Source organism: Bradyrhizobium sp. USDA 4538 (assembly GCF_024171045.1).
Taxonomy (GTDB): domain Bacteria; phylum Pseudomonadota; class Alphaproteobacteria; order Rhizobiales; family Xanthobacteraceae; genus Bradyrhizobium; species Bradyrhizobium australafricanum.
This window is the reverse complement of sequence record NZ_JALJZE010000001.1, coordinates 6,466,957-6,482,231: the sequence shown is the minus strand read 5'-3', so window position 1 is coordinate 6,482,231 and position 15,275 is coordinate 6,466,957. Positions and strand designations below refer to the sequence as shown.

Annotated in this window: 12 protein-coding genes and 1 pseudogene; 5 read left to right on the top strand and 8 right to left on the bottom strand. The window is 61.4% G+C overall.

Going from position 1 to position 15,275, the window contains the following annotated elements; translation table 11 throughout:
- The 7 genes and pseudogenes from J2R78_RS29445 to J2R78_RS29420 all read right to left on the bottom strand — a co-directional run bounded on the left by J2R78_RS29445 (position 1) and on the right by J2R78_RS29420 (position 10,051).
- On the bottom strand, positions 1–852 hold the full coding sequence (locus J2R78_RS29445) for a class I SAM-dependent methyltransferase (RefSeq protein WP_253589790.1): 852 nt from the start codon (positions 850–852) through the stop codon (positions 1–3).
- Positions 842–1,411, bottom strand: a complete 570-nt coding sequence (locus tag J2R78_RS29440; protein WP_253589789.1) for a DapH/DapD/GlmU-related protein — start codon at positions 1,409–1,411, stop codon at positions 842–844. Before J2R78_RS29440 ends, J2R78_RS29445 begins: the two co-directional genes overlap by 11 nt.
- Positions 1,412–1,568: 157 nt before the next feature.
- A complete protein-coding gene (locus J2R78_RS29435) occupies positions 1,569–2,666 on the bottom strand; it encodes a glycosyltransferase (RefSeq protein WP_253607788.1) in 1,098 nt (365 codons plus the stop codon).
- Between the two features lie 3 nt (positions 2,667–2,669).
- Complete coding sequence (asnB, locus tag J2R78_RS29430; protein WP_253607787.1) at positions 2,670–4,508, bottom strand: asparagine synthase (glutamine-hydrolyzing); 1,839 nt, start codon at positions 4,506–4,508, stop codon at positions 2,670–2,672.
- 2 nt (positions 4,509–4,510) lie between these two features.
- The gene (locus J2R78_RS29425; protein ID WP_225647036.1) at positions 4,511–6,064 is read right to left on the bottom strand and encodes a lipopolysaccharide biosynthesis protein; all 1,554 of its coding nucleotides are present in this window, start codon (positions 6,062–6,064) and stop codon (positions 4,511–4,513) included.
- Between the two features lie 478 nt (positions 6,065–6,542).
- Positions 6,543–6,623: pseudogene (locus J2R78_RS45435) on the bottom strand (tripartite tricarboxylate transporter TctB family protein); the annotation flags it as partial.
- A 377-nt stretch (positions 6,624–7,000) separates the two neighbouring features.
- The gene (locus tag J2R78_RS29420) at positions 7,001–10,051 is read right to left on the bottom strand and encodes a M10 family metallopeptidase C-terminal domain-containing protein (RefSeq protein WP_253607786.1); all 3,051 of its coding nucleotides are present in this window, start codon (positions 10,049–10,051) and stop codon (positions 7,001–7,003) included.
- A 200-nt stretch (positions 10,052–10,251) separates the two neighbouring features.
- Between J2R78_RS29420 and J2R78_RS29415 the strand changes: the two genes are divergently transcribed.
- The 5 genes from J2R78_RS29415 to J2R78_RS29395 all read left to right on the top strand — a co-directional run bounded on the left by J2R78_RS29415 (position 10,252) and on the right by J2R78_RS29395 (position 14,547).
- Positions 10,252–10,554, top strand: coding sequence for a hypothetical protein (locus tag J2R78_RS29415; protein ID WP_253607785.1), 303 nt, complete (start codon positions 10,252–10,254; stop codon positions 10,552–10,554).
- Between the two features lie 126 nt (positions 10,555–10,680).
- Positions 10,681–11,874 (top strand): CaiB/BaiF CoA-transferase family protein, encoded by a 1,194-nt coding sequence (locus J2R78_RS29410; RefSeq protein WP_229158105.1) that lies wholly within the window; start codon positions 10,681–10,683, stop codon positions 11,872–11,874.
- Positions 11,875–12,780: 906 nt separating this feature from the next.
- On the top strand, positions 12,781–13,182 hold the full coding sequence (locus J2R78_RS29405; protein WP_253607784.1) for a hypothetical protein: 402 nt from the start codon (positions 12,781–12,783) through the stop codon (positions 13,180–13,182).
- Between the two features lie 357 nt (positions 13,183–13,539).
- Positions 13,540–13,923, top strand: coding sequence for a hypothetical protein (locus J2R78_RS29400; protein ID WP_253607783.1), 384 nt, complete (start codon positions 13,540–13,542; stop codon positions 13,921–13,923).
- 117 nt (positions 13,924–14,040) lie between these two features.
- Entirely contained in the window at positions 14,041–14,547 is a 507-nt protein-coding gene (locus J2R78_RS29395; protein ID WP_253607782.1) for a hypothetical protein, read from the top strand.
- Positions 14,548–14,818: 271 nt separating this feature from the next.
- On the opposite strand, the gene J2R78_RS29390 is transcribed toward J2R78_RS29395, so the two are convergent.
- Positions 14,819–15,139 (bottom strand): hypothetical protein, encoded by a 321-nt coding sequence (locus tag J2R78_RS29390; RefSeq protein ID WP_253607781.1) that lies wholly within the window; start codon positions 15,137–15,139, stop codon positions 14,819–14,821.
- Between the last annotated feature and the right edge of the window lie 136 nt (positions 15,140–15,275).

The following is a 15,275-nucleotide window of genomic DNA, read 5'->3' as shown; positions in this document are numbered from 1 at the left end:
TCAGGCCTTGCGACAGACAAAGGAGTAGAGCCGGCCCGGCCGATTGTCGAAACGTTCGGCCATCGATAGCAGCGAGATAAAGATCGAGCGTGACCCGAGCGCGGTTCGCCACAGCGGCGCCACTGGAATCTTCTGCGTCAGCTTCGTCACGATCGCCGTCCTCAGGCTCTCCAGCGTATAGGGAAACAGGTTGATCGGGCTTTGGAGCGGCGCCAGTGTGTCGACCGAGGAAAATCCTGCGGTGGCCAGCGCGCCGGTGTAGCGATCGAGCAGGAAGGCATGCTCGCCGCCGTAAAGGTGGTGCAACGGATGCTGTGCAAGGAACTGCGGAAGATCGGCCTCCTTGCTGATGACGTGCTCGCGCGCCGCGATCATCATGCCGCCGGGGCGCAGCACGCGAAACATCTCCCGGCACGCGCCCTCGAGATCGCGCGTGTGATGCAGCACGGCCCGGGCAAAGACGAGATCGAACGTCGCATCGGCGAACGGCAACCGCTCGGAAAACTCCTCAACCACCTGGATCGGCAATTGCGCCTGTTGCGCCAGCCCCCGGATCGCCGCAGCCCCCACGATTGCGCTGGGATCCGGCTCGAGCGCCGTCACGGCAAAGCCGCTTCGGGCAAGCGCGTAGCTTGCAATGCCACGGCCGGCGCCGACGTCGAGTGCGGTGCCGGTCCGGCCAGCCAGCAGCGCGGCGACCGCCTGCCACTCGGAGCTCAGGAAATAGCGTTCAGCAGCGCCAGCCAGGGGATCGTCGTAAAATGCGTCGAGCACAAGCTGGCCCTGGTCGGGCTGATTGCGCAGCCAGACGACCGCTTCCTCCCAGGTGGCAAACTTGCGCTCACCGCTCATCGGGGCCAAGCTCCCTTACCTGCACGGCCGGATTGCCCGCCACGATCGAAAACGCTGCGACGTCCTTCGTCACGACCGCGCCGGCCGCGACGATAGCGCCCTGCCCGACCGTCACTCCGCGCAACACCATCGCACCCGCTCCGATCCAAGCGTCATCGCCAATTCTAACCGGGCTCTCGTTAAGCGAGATATCGCTCGGATGCCCACGCGTGAAAATCTGCTGGACCTGCCGGTGCCGCTCCGCCGCGCGCAGCGGATGCGTGAGATTGTCGAAGACATTCGCCGAATGCGAGATCAAAACGCGGTTGCCGATCTCGATCGAGGCAGCAGACCAGATCCGGGTTCCCTCTCCGACGTAGCACCACTCGCCGATTCTCAGCTCGCCACCGTGCGCGAAGGTCATCAACTCCCCGCGGATGATGCTATTTTCGCCAATGACAATCCGATCGCTGTCGCGACGAGTGTTGCGGATGCGCGCAGTCCGCATCAATTTCGCGCCCGCTCCAAGCCGGCACGTCGCACGCCCCACCAGCCGCTGCAGGCAATAGTCGAGATTCATTTGCTCAGCTCGATCTACGCAAAGGCGTCAGCATGGTTTGCTCTCTCGTCGAACGCCCGCGTGCGGGTCAAACGGACTTGCATCGGAAACATCGCCTCCCACCGCCGCGTAACCTGTACAATGCGGCAGGGCAAGCCGGTCGGCCACCCTGCACCGTCTAGCACGGCTCAATCCGCGCGACGAGATCGATAAACTGGGCCCATTGCGAGGCCTTGCTGTAGGTCTCCTGCACGCGGCGCCGGCCGGAACCAGCGATCCCGGCCCATTGCGGCCAATCCTGCAGGCTGCTTGAAATCGTGGCGGCGGCCTTTTCCGGCGCGTCGTAGGTACGCATCGTGACCCCGTCCCGCATCGCCTCCGGATAATTACCGGCATCCGACACCAGCAGCGACCCGCACCCCATCGCCTCGAAGCAGCGCATGTTGCCGCGATCGTTGCCGGCCATGTCGATTGCACCGTTGAGCACGATCTTCGCCGATCCGAACAGCTCGTAGAGGTCCCGGCCGAACAGCGGCATCCTTGCGATTCGCGCGATGACGTCGGGGCGGCGGTGCTTCCCCAGCGGCAGCAATCGCCCGACCGCGCTCTCGGCAAGCCGTGTCAGCCGCGAGGCATCGAGGCAGAACACGATGTTGCGATTGGTCGCCAGGGCGGCGACCTGTTCGAGGGTCCTGCCCCGCGCGCTATGATGCCGCGAATATCCCCCGACAAACGCCACGTCGATCGGCCGTTCGCCGTGGCCGTACTGCTCCATGACGGGGTCGATCGCGGGAAAGAAGAGCTCCGCCCGGCACCCCTTGCTGCGCCACGCCTCGAGGATCGAGGGGAAGTTTCCAAGCACCGCGCCATAGGCGGTGAGATCAGCATTTCCGGAAGGCGCGGCGCGCCAGCACAGCGTCTTCTTCACGCAGCCGGGAAGCTTGGCGACAAACGCACTCGGATAGCGCACCGGATCGAGATTGTAGAACACCTCGGTTCTATGATGCTCGATCTGCGCGAGCAGAATGGCCTCGAGCGTCGGCGATTCCTTCATGCCCTGCTCACGCGCCCACTGGCGCTGCAGCACTTCATCGTCGCCATTCGTGAAGAAGGCTTCAGCTGCGCCGTCGAGCACGGGCTTGAGAAAATGCGCGGCGCCAAACCGATCGTGCAGAAACACGTCGCGGCGCGCGTCGAAACTTGACGCCTTTGCCGCGAGCTGGTTCAGCCTCGGCAAATAGGACGGATAGAGACCGCTATTCTGGAACAGACGCATTGGTTACGCGGACCTTGCCAACATCCATTTCATGTTCAGATAAGGCCAGATCCGGCCGACACTCTTCCAATCCCAGCTCTGCGACGCCGTCAAGCGGCCGACCGCCTTTCGAAGGGGCGTTTCGTCGACGAACTCGGCAAATGCCGGAACATTCCGCTCGAGCAGCTCTGCTGTCCAGCCCGCCAATGGCCCGTTCAGCCATTCCGGCATCGGCGAGTTGAAGCCTACCTTGCGGCGCGCGGTGCGGATGCTTTCGGGCATCAGGTTCGCCATCGCCTGCCGCGCCACCACCTTGGTCAGGCCGTCTGCCGACTTGCTCGTTTCCGGCAGCGCCATCGTGTAGGTGACCAACCGCCAGTCCATGAACGGCATGCGGACCTCGATCCCGTGCGCCATCGAGAGCCGGTCGAAATTGCGCAGGATGGTGGGCAGCGTGGTCGAATGGAACATGCGGTAGAGGCGCCGGTTCAACGCACCCCATGTATCAGGCAATTCGTCATCCTCGGCGACCAGCGGCAGCGGCGCGGGCGCGGCCGTAGCGCCTCCGCGCAGGAAGTAGTGCCCCTCGCGCCTGATCATCTGCGCGCGCAGGAAGTCGATGCCGCGTTGCGCCAGCTGCGATCGTGAGGTGAGCGCGGCTGCTGCATTCCGGATCCGGAATGCGGCCGACTGTCCCTCCTGCAGGTAGGCGCCCATCAATTCGTCCGCGCCGTGGCCGTCGAGTGACACGGTGACGTTCTGGCGCCGGAGTTCGCGATAGATCAACCACGGCGCGCTCGGCAGTCCGATATAGACGTCGTCATTGTCGTCGAGAATGCGGTCAAGGTCGGTGAGCGCGTCGGAGCGCCCGATCTCGAGGAAGCTCGGTGCCACCTCGGCCCACGCGGCCGCTTCCTCCGCCATCGGCCGCTCGTCATTGCTGGCGCCGGGAAAGGTCGCGACAAAGGCGTGCCGCCAGGCGGTCGAGTCACGCGGCCCCATGCCGGCTTTCTCATGGGTCGCCATGGCGCAGATCACCGCGGACGAATCGAAGCCGCCGGACAGGCAGGTCCCGATCGGAACGTCGCTGCGCATCCGCAGCGCGACGGAATCCTGAAACAGGTCGCGAAAGCGCTCGACGCGCGCGGTCTCGGTGTCCGGGATTGCCGGCAGATGGTCCACGGTTCGCCACCAGCGGCGCACCTGCACACGCCCCTGGCGCAACCACATGCAGTGGCCGCCCTGCAGGCGGCGCAGTTGCGCGAACAGCGTCCGCTCGCTGCCTTCGATCCCGAACGGGTCAAGCAACAGCCGCCGCGCCACGTCGACATCGAGCGACGTCTCAACCAGCCCACTCCGCGCCAGCGCGCGCTGCTCGGACGCGAACACGAACCGCTCGGATGAAAACGCATACAGCATCGGCTTGATGCCGAAGCGATCGCGCGCCAGGAACAAATCATCCGTGGCCGTGTCGTAGATCGCCAGCGCCCACATGCCGTTGAAGCGCAGCAGCATGTCCTCGCCCCACGCCTGCCAGGCGGCGAGGATCACTTCGGTATCGGACTGGCTGCGAAAGGCTGCGCCCTTCGCCTCGAGTTCGCGGCGCAATTCGAGGAAGTTGTAGATCTCGCCATTGTAGACGATCACATGGCGGCCGTCGCCTGATGCCATCGGCTGATAGCCACCCTCGCCTAGATCGATGATGGCGAGCCGGCGATGGCCGAAGGCGACGTTTCGCTTGGCATTGAACCAGGTGCCCTCGCCGAACGGACCGCGATGCGCGATCAAATTGGTGAGCCGCGAGATGTCAGCCGGCTCCACGGGAGCGCCGCGCAGATTGACGATGCCTGCGATACCGCACATGTCTAGACGGCCTTGAAGGGCAAGAAGCGAGTGATGATGACGTGGAGATCGCGCCAGCAGACGGCGCGGTAGGGACCCAGTTGCGACACGGCAACGGCGGCAACAAAGATCGCCGCCGCCGACATACCGTACAGCGACACCACATACCACCATGACGGCGCCTGGTCGAATGACACATGGCCGAGCTGCGAGCGCAGCGCCAGCGCAACGGCGATCCCCGTCCCGAGCGGGATCAGGACGAAATGCAGCATCCGTGACCACATCCCCGAAAGCCTGAAGGTACGCCGCAACAGCAGCACCGTGATCACCATCTGCGCAACCATCCCGACACAGGAACTCCAGCCGGCCGCCTGCCAGCCGAAATACGGCAGCGCAATGGCGCTGGTCGCCAGCGTGAAGATGCCCGTGACGAGCGAGATCAGCGCGTTGGAACTGGAGCGCCCCTGCGACAGCAGATAGAACGCAAACACATTGGCGCTGGACCCCAATATTCCGCTGATCGCAAGCACCACCAACACCAGCTGGGCCTCGGCGGCGACCTCGGCGCCGGTCCATCGATGCAGCAATGCGCCTGCGACCGGGATCAGGCCACCCAGCGCGCTCGCGGCAAGCACATTGAGAATCCAGGACGAGCGAAGCAGGAGGTCGACCTTGCGATCGTCATCCTCTCTCTGCAGGGTGCTGAAGAACGGGAACAAGATCTCGCCGATCTTCAGCACACCGATATAGACAGCCTCCTCCAGCCGCTGCGCGACGCTGTAGAAGCCGACGAATTGCGGTTGCAGCAGCGCGCCGAGCAGATAACGGTCCGCCTGGCCTGCGAACAGCGCGCCGCTTTGCGCCGCGACCTGCCAGCCGCCAAGCTTCACCAGTGCACGCAACGCACCGCGATCGAGCGCCGGCCGTGCCAGCCAGTCACTGATTGCGCGTCGCGACCAGGCGACGACCATCAGGAGATTGGTTGCGAAGCCCAAGGCCTGACAGCCGATGAAGGTCGAGGCGCGCGGTGCGTGCGGGATCAGCAGCAGCATCGACATCGTCGTCACCACCGTGCCCGTGATGCTGATCGACGCGATCCGCCGATAGTCCTGACGCGCCGTGAACAGCGAGAGGAAGACGGCGAACAGGCACTGGAACAGCCAACCGGCGCCCGCCAATGCGAAGGCGAGCCCGAGGTCGTCGGCGGCCGGGCCGCCGAGGTGGAATCCCAGCCGTGCGAGCGGCGCGCCGGCAAAGGCAAGCAACGCCGCGATCAGGCCGCCAAGGACGATGGCAAGCGCGAGAGCGGTCGCGAAAAATCGCCGCGCCTGGTCGTGGTCGGACGGTTCCAGCCTTTGCGCGAGTTCCCGCGCCGTCGAAAGGCCGAGCGCATTGCTGAACATCAGCGCCGGCGCGACACAGGCCGTCACCAGACCCGCAACGCCGAACGCGGCGAGACCGAGCCGGAAAATCACGAACGGCAGGATCGCGAGGTTCAGCAGCACCGCAACCGCGAAGGCGGTCGCGTTCCATGCCGAGTTACCGAGCAGATGGGATGGACCCTTTTTCACCGCCATGCCCGCTTTCGGTCCATCGCTCCGATACGCCTCAAGTGCCTCTTCCGTAAGGGCAAAACCCATTCGGCATGACGACGGGCTAGCAGCCGGCGCGGTGATTGTCGAGGGTTGGCAGACGGCGGGGAGCCGTGGGACCAGGCCAGGGCCGCAGCAAAGGCACGAGCCGATCTCCACGGAACCATGGCTGGTTGCTTGCGGCCTGGCTTGTCGTTCAAGCAACAATTGGAAAGGCCTGTCTAAATTCTAAAGCAGATAAGCACAGACCCAAAGCCGCCCGTTCAAACAAGAGGTATCTAAATGCCCTTTCCGCCACATCCCGAGCCCTGTCGGGCTTCGGCATGCTCGATCTGACCCAGGCACGTTCCGGGCTCACTGCGTGCGCCAGCTCGAGCACCGTCATCACGCGGCGGGCCTGCGCGCGTGACGAAGGTCTCTCGGCCGCCGCGCAAGGACCGCCGTGAGGCCGTAGAGGCCGCCGGATGATGCAGAGATAGAACGAGAAGTGACCGGGTTCGAGCCCGGTCGCATCCCAGGACGCGCCTGTACGCCAATTGTCGTAGCCGCGCGCTGACGCGAGCGCGCGCAGCAGAACGGCCATCGGCCTAACGGCAGGTCAAGCTAGCGAAGCGCCTCAAGCCCAACCGCTCATCGAGGGGCTCTCAGCCAATGTGCTGACGGCGATGCGACCTACGATTCGGATGCGTTGCGATCCGCCATCGGCGCAAAAGGCACACAAGCCATCGTGCCCCCTCATGGGCAATCAAACATCCGTTCAACAAGCCTCTCCATGCCGAGCGTCACGTGATCGAACGCTGCTTCTCAAAACTGCAGCGGTTCAGGCGCATCGCAACGCGCTACGAAAAACCTCCCGAAATTACTTCGCCATCTTAACGATCGCTACCGCTCCGCTCTGGCTAAGGCAACTGTCCACACGGCCTAATGGACAATGAAGTAGCCCGTGTTCAGGTCGGCCATACGTACGTTGGTTGTATCCCGCCCCATGACGGCATCATGAAAATCGCTCCCTAACTCGGACATGGCGTGGGATTGATCGCTCGGCGTTTCGTGCAAGAGCTCCATCAGCTGTTTACAGGTAGTAACCAAAGAAAATCCATCAGGTGCGACAATTTCCGCGCTTCCGGCATTCACTACACCGCCCCCATCGATGTCCCGGTGAAATACGAAACTATCATTGCTAGCTGCGATCCAGGCCCCTTGCGATGCAGGACATGGAGTCACCGATGTCTGGCCGGTTACAGCAATCATAAGCGTGGAAATGCCAATCACTCCGTTGCCATCCAAGTGCTGTTGGACATTTGGCTCCAAGTGTTCCAGCGCGGCGCTACTTCCGGACACCACACCAATAGTATCGGAGATAGCGTTGCCGCTGCTGTCCGTGTTCCAAACGGTATGCCGATCGGCGCCCGAAACTTTCCAAGCAATTTCATATCCGTTTGCCGTCTGCTCCGCCCCGGTCGGCGTCCAGGCTCCGACCTGAGTGGATGCAGCAAAAGGCGTCCCGACATGTTTGACTGATGGGCCCGTACCGCCGCTGACGGCATCGAGAAAATAGTAGCTGCCGATCTGGTCCAGTTTGGTCGAGCCGGCGGCTTCGACCACGGTTACGCTCGCCGCAGGTATGCCGCTCACGCCGTCGGCGTTGAGGTCCTGATGGAAGCTGCTCTCAAATGCTTCAAGGATTGTACTGCTTCCTGAGACAACCGCGGTCGCAGAGGAGACATAGTTGCCGTTGCTGTCGGCGTTCCAGACCAAGTACTGATCCGAACCGATCACCTTCCACGCAATCTGATATCCGCTTGCCGTCTGCTCCGCCCCGATCGGCGTCCAGGCTCCGACCTGAGTGGATGCATCAAAAGGCGTCCCGGCATATTTGACTGATGGGCCCGTACCGCCGCTGACCGCATCGAGAAAATAGTAGCTGCCGATCTGGTCCAGTTTGGTCGAGCCGGCGGCTTCGACCACGGTTACGCTCGCCGCAGGTATGCCGCTCACGCCGTCGGCGTTGAGGTCCTGATGGAAGCTGCTCTCAAATGCTTCAAGGATTGTACTGCTTCCTGAGACAACCACGGTCGCAGAGGAGACATAGTTGCCGTTGCTGTCGGCGTTCCAGACCAAGTACTGATCCGAACCGATCACCTTCCACGCAATCTGATATCCGCTTGCCGTCTGCTCCGCCCCGATCGGCGTCCAGGCTCCGACCTGAGTGGATGCATCAAAAGGCGTCCCGGCATATTTGACTGATGGGCCCGTACCGCCGCTGACCGCATCGAGAAAATAGTAGCTGCCGATCTGGTCCAGTTTGGTCGAGCCGGCGGCTTCGACCACGGTTACGCTCGCCGCAGGTATGCCGCTCACGCCGTCGGCGTTGAGGTCCTGATGGAAGCTGCTCTCAAATGCTTCAAGGATTGTACTGCTTCCTGAGACAACCGCGGTCGCAGAGGAGACATAGTTGCCGTTGCTGTCGGCGTTCCAGACCAAGTACTGATCCGAACCGATCACCTTCCACGCAATCTGATATCCGTTTGCCGTCTGCTCCGCCCCGATCGGCGTCCAGGCTCCGACCTGAGTGGATGCATCAAAAGGCGTCCCGGCATATTTGACTGATGGGCCCGTACCGCCGCTGACCGGATCGAGAAAATAGTTGCTGCCGATCTGGTCCAGTTTGGTCGAGCCCGCGGCTTCGATGACGATCGGCGGGATCACCGAGGAGCCCGCGATCGTGCGATCGGCAAACTGGAAATACTCAACGCCAGTGACGTTATCAATGCCCTCCGGTGAACCGGCGCGCTGGTCGCTTATCGTGAAGGTCTGCGAACTTGCGTTGTAGCTAACTGTGTAGTTCGCCCTGTTGCCCAAATACACAGCGGTGTCGGTGCCGGAGCCGCCGAAGATGGTGTCGTTGCCGCCGCCGCCGGTGATCGTATCGTTGCCCGAGCCGCCGTTCAGGACGTTGCCAATTGCGTTGCCCAAGATCGTGTCGTTGCCGGACCCGCCGTTGGCATTGTCGATGTAGGAACGCGCGTCGCCGTTATAGAGATAGGCGTTGTAGACGTTGCCCGATGCGTAATGGCCATCGCCGAGATAGGCTAGTTGAACGGAGGAGAATACCGACGACGCACCGGGGTTGAGGTTGATGCTCAGGTTCGTCGTGTAGTTCGACAGATCGTAGGTGTCGACGCCGCCGCCGTCCCACACAGTCTCGTAGATCCGGTTGGCCGAGCCGCCGACGCCCCCGCCGGGCGCGAGCTGCCCGACACCGTTGATGAACTCCTGCCCCGTGGTCGGATTCCAGGTGTAGACAGTGTTGCTGCTCTGGGTCGTGAAGTTCGCGCCGTACATCGTCTGGAGCGCGAGGATATCGTTGGCCATAAAGGTCTGCGGATATCCATAGGCCTCATTGGTGTAGCCGCTCGTCGCGGACGCCCCGACATAGCTGCGATAGCTCATGACGGTGTATTCGCTGTCGTCATGTGCGCTCGGCACGGCCACGTTGGCAACTCCGCCGGTCTCCTGGCTGTGCTTGAGACCAACGGCGTGGCCGAGTTCGTGGAGCGCGGTCGTGAAATAGTAGTTGCCAAGCTTGGCGAGCGAGTAATTGTATTGGGTCCCGAACCAGATGTCGCCGCCGGACGCATAATTGCCGGGGTAGTAGGCGTAGGAAGTCGGGTTAGCCGACGGCGATTGCGCGATCATGATGTCGGCGCCGTTCGTGCCCGCGTATTGGATGTTGGCGTTGGCGTAGCCGTTGATCAATCCAATGGCGTAGTTGACCGCAGCCTGCATTTGGGTCGGCGCCGAGGCAAAGCCCGACGTGGTCGGCTCGCTGCTGCCGCCAGCGTACGGATTGGCGTAGTCGCTGGGCGAATCCGGGAAACTATAGGTTATCGGGCCCGACCATTTGTAGCCCGACAGCAGGCCGTCTATGTCGGCGTCGTTGGTCTTGGTGACCGTGACAGCGGTAGCCAAAGGGAAACTCCGAAGCAGCAAGCCCATCCGATGCGAGCCGTTAACAGATGATTCTAGCTAGAGAGTTGAACGTTTGGTTTAAATGCGGCGAGAGCGCCCGGACCTCTGCCATAATGCGCGGTTAGCTATCAAACCCCGTACTCATACGAGGCGCAAGCAAGAACCTCGGTTCCCGCGGCGCCGGTAATTTGCAGGGTTTCATGAAACGATCTTCACTCGCGGCCGGCCTGTTTGGCGCCCTTGCGGCGCTCGCCGGATACAATCACACGCCCTTCGGAGGACTGCCCGTCATGGTGGAGAAGGCCAATGCGGATGACAGCGGCAAGGCGGGACGCTCGCCCACCATGCCAATGGCCCGCGATCCTGCTGCCGCGGTGGCCGAGGAATACGAAGCCGCCCGCCGGAAAGGAACGCGGGAGGCCTTTGAGCTTTTCATTGCGCGCTACGGCGATGACCCGCTGGCCGAGAAGGCGCGCTTGGAACTGAAGCGCCTGTCGCGCTGATCCCTTCACGCAGCGCAGCAAACCGCGCCAGCCATTGCATTTCGACAGGCGGCATCCGCGCTGGCCCAGGCTTGCCGCAGGGTCTTTCGGCGCTATGGTAGGCCCGCAATCTGTCCCGGAGCCACAATGCCCTTTCCGCATGCCTCGGAAGCCCTGTCGCGTTTAACCGTGCTCGATCTGACCCGGGTCCGCTCCGGGCCGACCTGCGTGCGGCAGCTCGCGGATTGGGGCGCCAATGTCATCAAGATCGACGCGCTGACCGAGGATGCCGGTGGCGAGCAGCCGGGCGGCCCCCGGCGGGGTTCCGACTTTCAGAATCTGCACCGCAACAAGCGGGCCATGACGCTGAACCTGAAAGACGAGCGCGGGCTCGCCGTGTTCAAGCGCCTCGCCGCCAAGGCCGACGTCGTGGTCGAGAATTTCCGCCCCGACGTGAAGAAGAAGCTCGGCATCGACTATGAGAGCCTCGCCGCGATCAACCCGCGCATCGTCTATGGCAGCATCTCCGGCTTCGGCCAGGACGGCCCCTATCACAAGCGGCCGGGCTTCGATCAGATCGCGCAGGGCATGGGCGGCTTGATGTCGGTGACCGGCGCGCCCGGCGGCGGACCGATGCGGGTCGGCATTCCCGTCGCCGACCTCACGGCGGGCCTGTTCTGCGCCATGGGCATTCTCACCGCGCTCCTCGAGCGCGAGGTCTCCGGCAAGGGCCAGTGGGTGCAGACCTCGCTGCTCCAGGCACAGATCTTCATGCTCGACTTCCAGGCCGCACGCTGGCTGATGGAGAGAGAGGTGGCCAAGCAGGCCGGCAACAACCACCCGACCAGCATCCCGACCGGCGTGTTCAAGACCTCGGACGGCTACATCAACATCGCCACCACGGGCGGGCGGATCTGGGAGCGTTGCGCGCAGGCGATCGGTGCGCCGGAGCTCTTTGGCCATCCCGACTACGCGACGGCCTCTGCCCGCTCAAAAAACCGCGACGCGCTCAACGCCGAGATCGAGAGGTGCACCGTGACGAAGTCGACCGAGACCTGGGTCCGCGAGCTCAACGAGGCCGGCGTGCCCTGCGGGCCGATCTATGCCATCGACCAGATGTTCGAGGACGCGCAGGTCAAGCATCTCGGGATCGCGCAAGACGTGCCGAACGATGAAGACCGCCCCATCCGCCTGGTCGGCCAGCCCGTGACGCTGTCGCGCACGCCGAGCAAGATGGTGGTGCGGCCGCCGGAATTCGGCGAACAGACCGACGAGGTGCTGAAAGAGTTCGGCTTCGGCTCCGACGAGATTGCCAAGCTCAGGGACGCCAAGGTGGTGTGAGCCAGGTCAGAAACAACAATGCCCGGCAAGATTGTCGGGCATCGAAGGGAGTTCGCGCTGCGCAGCTCAGTATTTTGCAACGACCGGTGTTGGAGTGAACGCATAGTTGAAGCCGACACGCAGAATATGATTGTGGAAAGCTGACGTCCGCCTGGTTAGCGGCTCCGACGAAGTAAGTCTTACTTCCGAAATGCGTATTCGAGCTTCGCCGACCAATTCCGGGTGAACTTGCGCTCGACGCCCGATCGAACCGACTCGGGTATCGGTGCTACTCACCGCCGCACCGATTGAAAAGCTGAACGCGCCGAACGGAGTCGTGCCGCCGAGATCCGCCCCGAAGACTTGGATCCCAAGGTTGACCGCGGACGAATACTTGAGCTCCCCAACAGCGAGACCACCGGTCGCATACCAGAGAGTCTGCGGACTAGATAGAAATCACCATTTGAAAAAGATAAGAAGTCCCACAAGAATCCAGAGGGGAGAGAAACTGAACAACAACGATGCCCAATAATAAAACTCTTTTCGAGTAGTCGCACGCCCACTCATTACGCTTACTCCCGCTCACCGATTCACCGTAAAAATACGGTAGTGACCGCCTCCGCCAAGGGATAGGAGTCCTTATATTCAAAAAACTCTTTCACCGCTATTATGTTCGAGCTGCCGTCGACGTTGGTCGACGCCTTACCATTGGCTGGCCTGCATGATAACTTGGCTCATTCTCGCGGCAATTTCGATTTTGATCCTCGCACTGTGCGTCCGGGCGACATATCGATTTGCCTTTCGCGAGGGCCGCGAGCAGGGTTTGTCGGAGTCGTTTCAACTCTACGGAGGTACCCGGCGGGCACTCGACAAGGCTCCCCCACAGCGAGATCCTGATTGAGGTGTCGTTCTCTAAAATTTCACGGTATGTCATACAGCGCTGGTGGCGACCGGCTCACACCGTTCGCTTTTGCTGCTGTGGTCTATCTGATCGCCTTGCTGCCTTCGATTGCCGTCATTGCGCATCTTCTGCCTCGGGCAAGGAAACTGTTCATGACAATTTCTACGCGAGCTATCGTTACTGCTGCCGTCGTTATTAATATCATCTCGATTGGCTTCTCTGAGGTGCAGCGAAGGCAATTGGGCTCGACAGCGATAGATGCCACACTCGAGCTGCGTCGAATTGAGCAACAGCGGCTAGCCCAGCAGAGCATTGAGTTGGACCGAACCTACAAATTGGTTGCAGAGGTCAACAATCGCATTAGCATGATCCAAGCTCAATTGCTCGGCCTTCAGGCGAGGGCGCAAGCCGTAAATGATGCCAAATAGCTATCAAGTGAGTGCCCTGCTTTTTGATTGGGAGAAGATGGTTCCGGCTCTCATGATCGCCGCGGGCCTCGCGCTGGTGCTGATAGGGTCTATTGCCGCGGCCCGGCACAAGCGATCGGAGAAGACTTGGGAAGACGGGGAAGCTGCAGCGCCGCGCCCCCGGATGGCGCCACTGCCGCGCCTGCTATCCACTCAACGGGACCGGAGCGAGTAAATTGCCATTTTTTCCCGTTCTCGTAATTTCACGGAGATGCTTCTCTAAGTTGCATCGTGTTACGAGCAATCCGGGCCGGATACGGGACCACCGGCGCAGGTGTTGATAGACCAAAGTTATTGTTGTTCAAGGGGTGGAAAACAATGCCTTCATTCAAGCTGCTCGCGCCATTTTTCCTTATCTACGCGCTGGGCATACTGGCCACGGCGGGGCACTTCTACCGCAAGCACGAAGGACGCTTAGGTGCACGCCAGACCTTGTGCGTACTCTTTTGGCCGGCTTGGTGGTTCCTGGAGCATAGTGTCCGAGAGACTATTGACGTCATTTCAGACGCGACCATAGGAACGGACGAGCGAGCGACACTTTCGTTCGGAGTTGGATTATTTGCGGCAGGACAATTTTTGTTTTCTAATTGGGAAATGTGCAGTGGGCTAACATGCACCGGCGTTCTACTGAAAAGCTCTGCCATGCTCTTCCCGCCGGTCGGCGCAATGTATCTAACTTGGCTTATCGCGCAGCTTGCATAGCACTCAGATGACGACACGGATCATGAACACGCCTGAAGAACTTCGGGGCAGACCATTTTCAGGGCACTTGATCCGACGATTCAAAGCCTTTCGTCTACGGACCACTCTGGAAATCCCGTGCCCCCCCCTCTTCAGGACGTGACGACGCGGATACTGAAACTCAACAAATGGCACGCGCTCGCCGCGGTGCTGATCATGTACATCCCGATCGGGCTCTATCTGGACACTCTACCGCCCACCGATCCAACAATCATGTACGGGCCGTTCGAGTACTATGGCGGCTACGCTTGGCGCTACCAGCCATCCGTTTCGCGAGCAATAGCCGATACCGCTGAAGCACCCCATCAATCGCGACTTGAACTGACCGAGGATGGCCGTCCCCTCGGGCCGGCCCACTGCGCGGACATCGAAATTGGAGACATAGGACACGGTCGGTTTTCCTACCGGAAGGATGATTGGGTTTTTCTCTATTTCTCGACAAGCGACAACAGTAATCCAAACACAAATGGCCGCATATATCGCGCCGTAGAACCGGCAGATGTTGACCCGTTCCAGTCGATTAGAATTCCTCCGCGTAAGCCCTGGATCTTCTGGCTGCTAGAAAAGATCCATTTTCATTCTTGAAGGTCAATATCGAAGCGAAGCACTAACGGCACCGCTAGAAGCGCGGTATTATGGCGCAAACGCCACAAGCCAAAGAATCGTGTCACCCCGGCGGGAGCACTTGGCCTAGTTCAAATTTGAAGTCGGCTTGTTTTGAGACGAGCGATTTGACCGGATCAACAATACTATTGTCAGAGCAACCATCAGAGCCAGTACCGGCAGACCAATCGTCAGCACGGCGAAAACCGCCGGGTTGACAGTACCGAACAGCCACATAGCGCCTATTACCAACTCAACCGCGGCCATTCGCGTAGCCGAGCCCATTGTATTGCTCGACCATCGTCAATGTGCCGCCGATCGACCAATCCTTGTTCTTTCCCGCCCGCGGCGCGCAGTTGACCAGCGCATCAATGGCAGCCTCTTCCCACGACGAGAACGGCCCTCTCCCCGCCGGCACATGCGTTGAGACCTTGTTCCATGGATCGCCTTGGGCGAGAGAACCGGACCAGTCCTGCGAACTCTCACGCTCGTGGGCGACCGTGATGAAGGCCCAGGGAACTCCGGTCTTCACCTCGACAGCTTGGTAACGAGCCTTCGCCTCCCGGAGCGACAAGCCGCTTCGCCACGCCGGTAAAGTTCCGGGTCAGCTTGGCTTTGGCCCAGCGAGCCTCATTCGCCGCCTTCAAGGCTGCGAGGTCGGTCATTGATGCACCTGTCAAAGAAAAAGCCGCTCGAAAGGCGGCTTGGTG

Excerpts from the sequence above, each read along its gene's own strand:
- J2R78_RS29445 (WP_253589790.1), bottom strand. The coding sequence starts at position 852 with ATGAGCGGTGAGCGCAAGTTTGCCACCTGGGAGGAAGCGGTCGTCTGG.
- J2R78_RS29440 (WP_253589789.1), bottom strand. The coding sequence starts at position 1,411 with ATGAATCTCGACTATTGCCTGCAGCGGCTGGTGGGGCGTGCGACGTGC.
- J2R78_RS29435 (WP_253607788.1), bottom strand. The coding sequence starts at position 2,666 with ATGCGTCTGTTCCAGAATAGCGGTCTCTATCCGTCCTATTTGCCGAGG.
- asnB (WP_253607787.1), bottom strand. The coding sequence starts at position 4,508 with ATGTGCGGTATCGCAGGCATCGTCAATCTGCGCGGCGCTCCCGTGGAG.
- J2R78_RS29425 (WP_225647036.1), bottom strand. The coding sequence starts at position 6,064 with ATGGCGGTGAAAAAGGGTCCATCCCATCTGCTCGGTAACTCGGCATGG.
- J2R78_RS29415 (WP_253607785.1), top strand. The coding sequence starts at position 10,252 with ATGAAACGATCTTCACTCGCGGCCGGCCTGTTTGGCGCCCTTGCGGCG.
- J2R78_RS29410 (WP_229158105.1), top strand. The coding sequence starts at position 10,681 with ATGCCCTTTCCGCATGCCTCGGAAGCCCTGTCGCGTTTAACCGTGCTC.
- J2R78_RS29405 (WP_253607784.1), top strand. The coding sequence starts at position 12,781 with ATGTCATACAGCGCTGGTGGCGACCGGCTCACACCGTTCGCTTTTGCT.
- J2R78_RS29400 (WP_253607783.1), top strand. The coding sequence starts at position 13,540 with ATGCCTTCATTCAAGCTGCTCGCGCCATTTTTCCTTATCTACGCGCTG.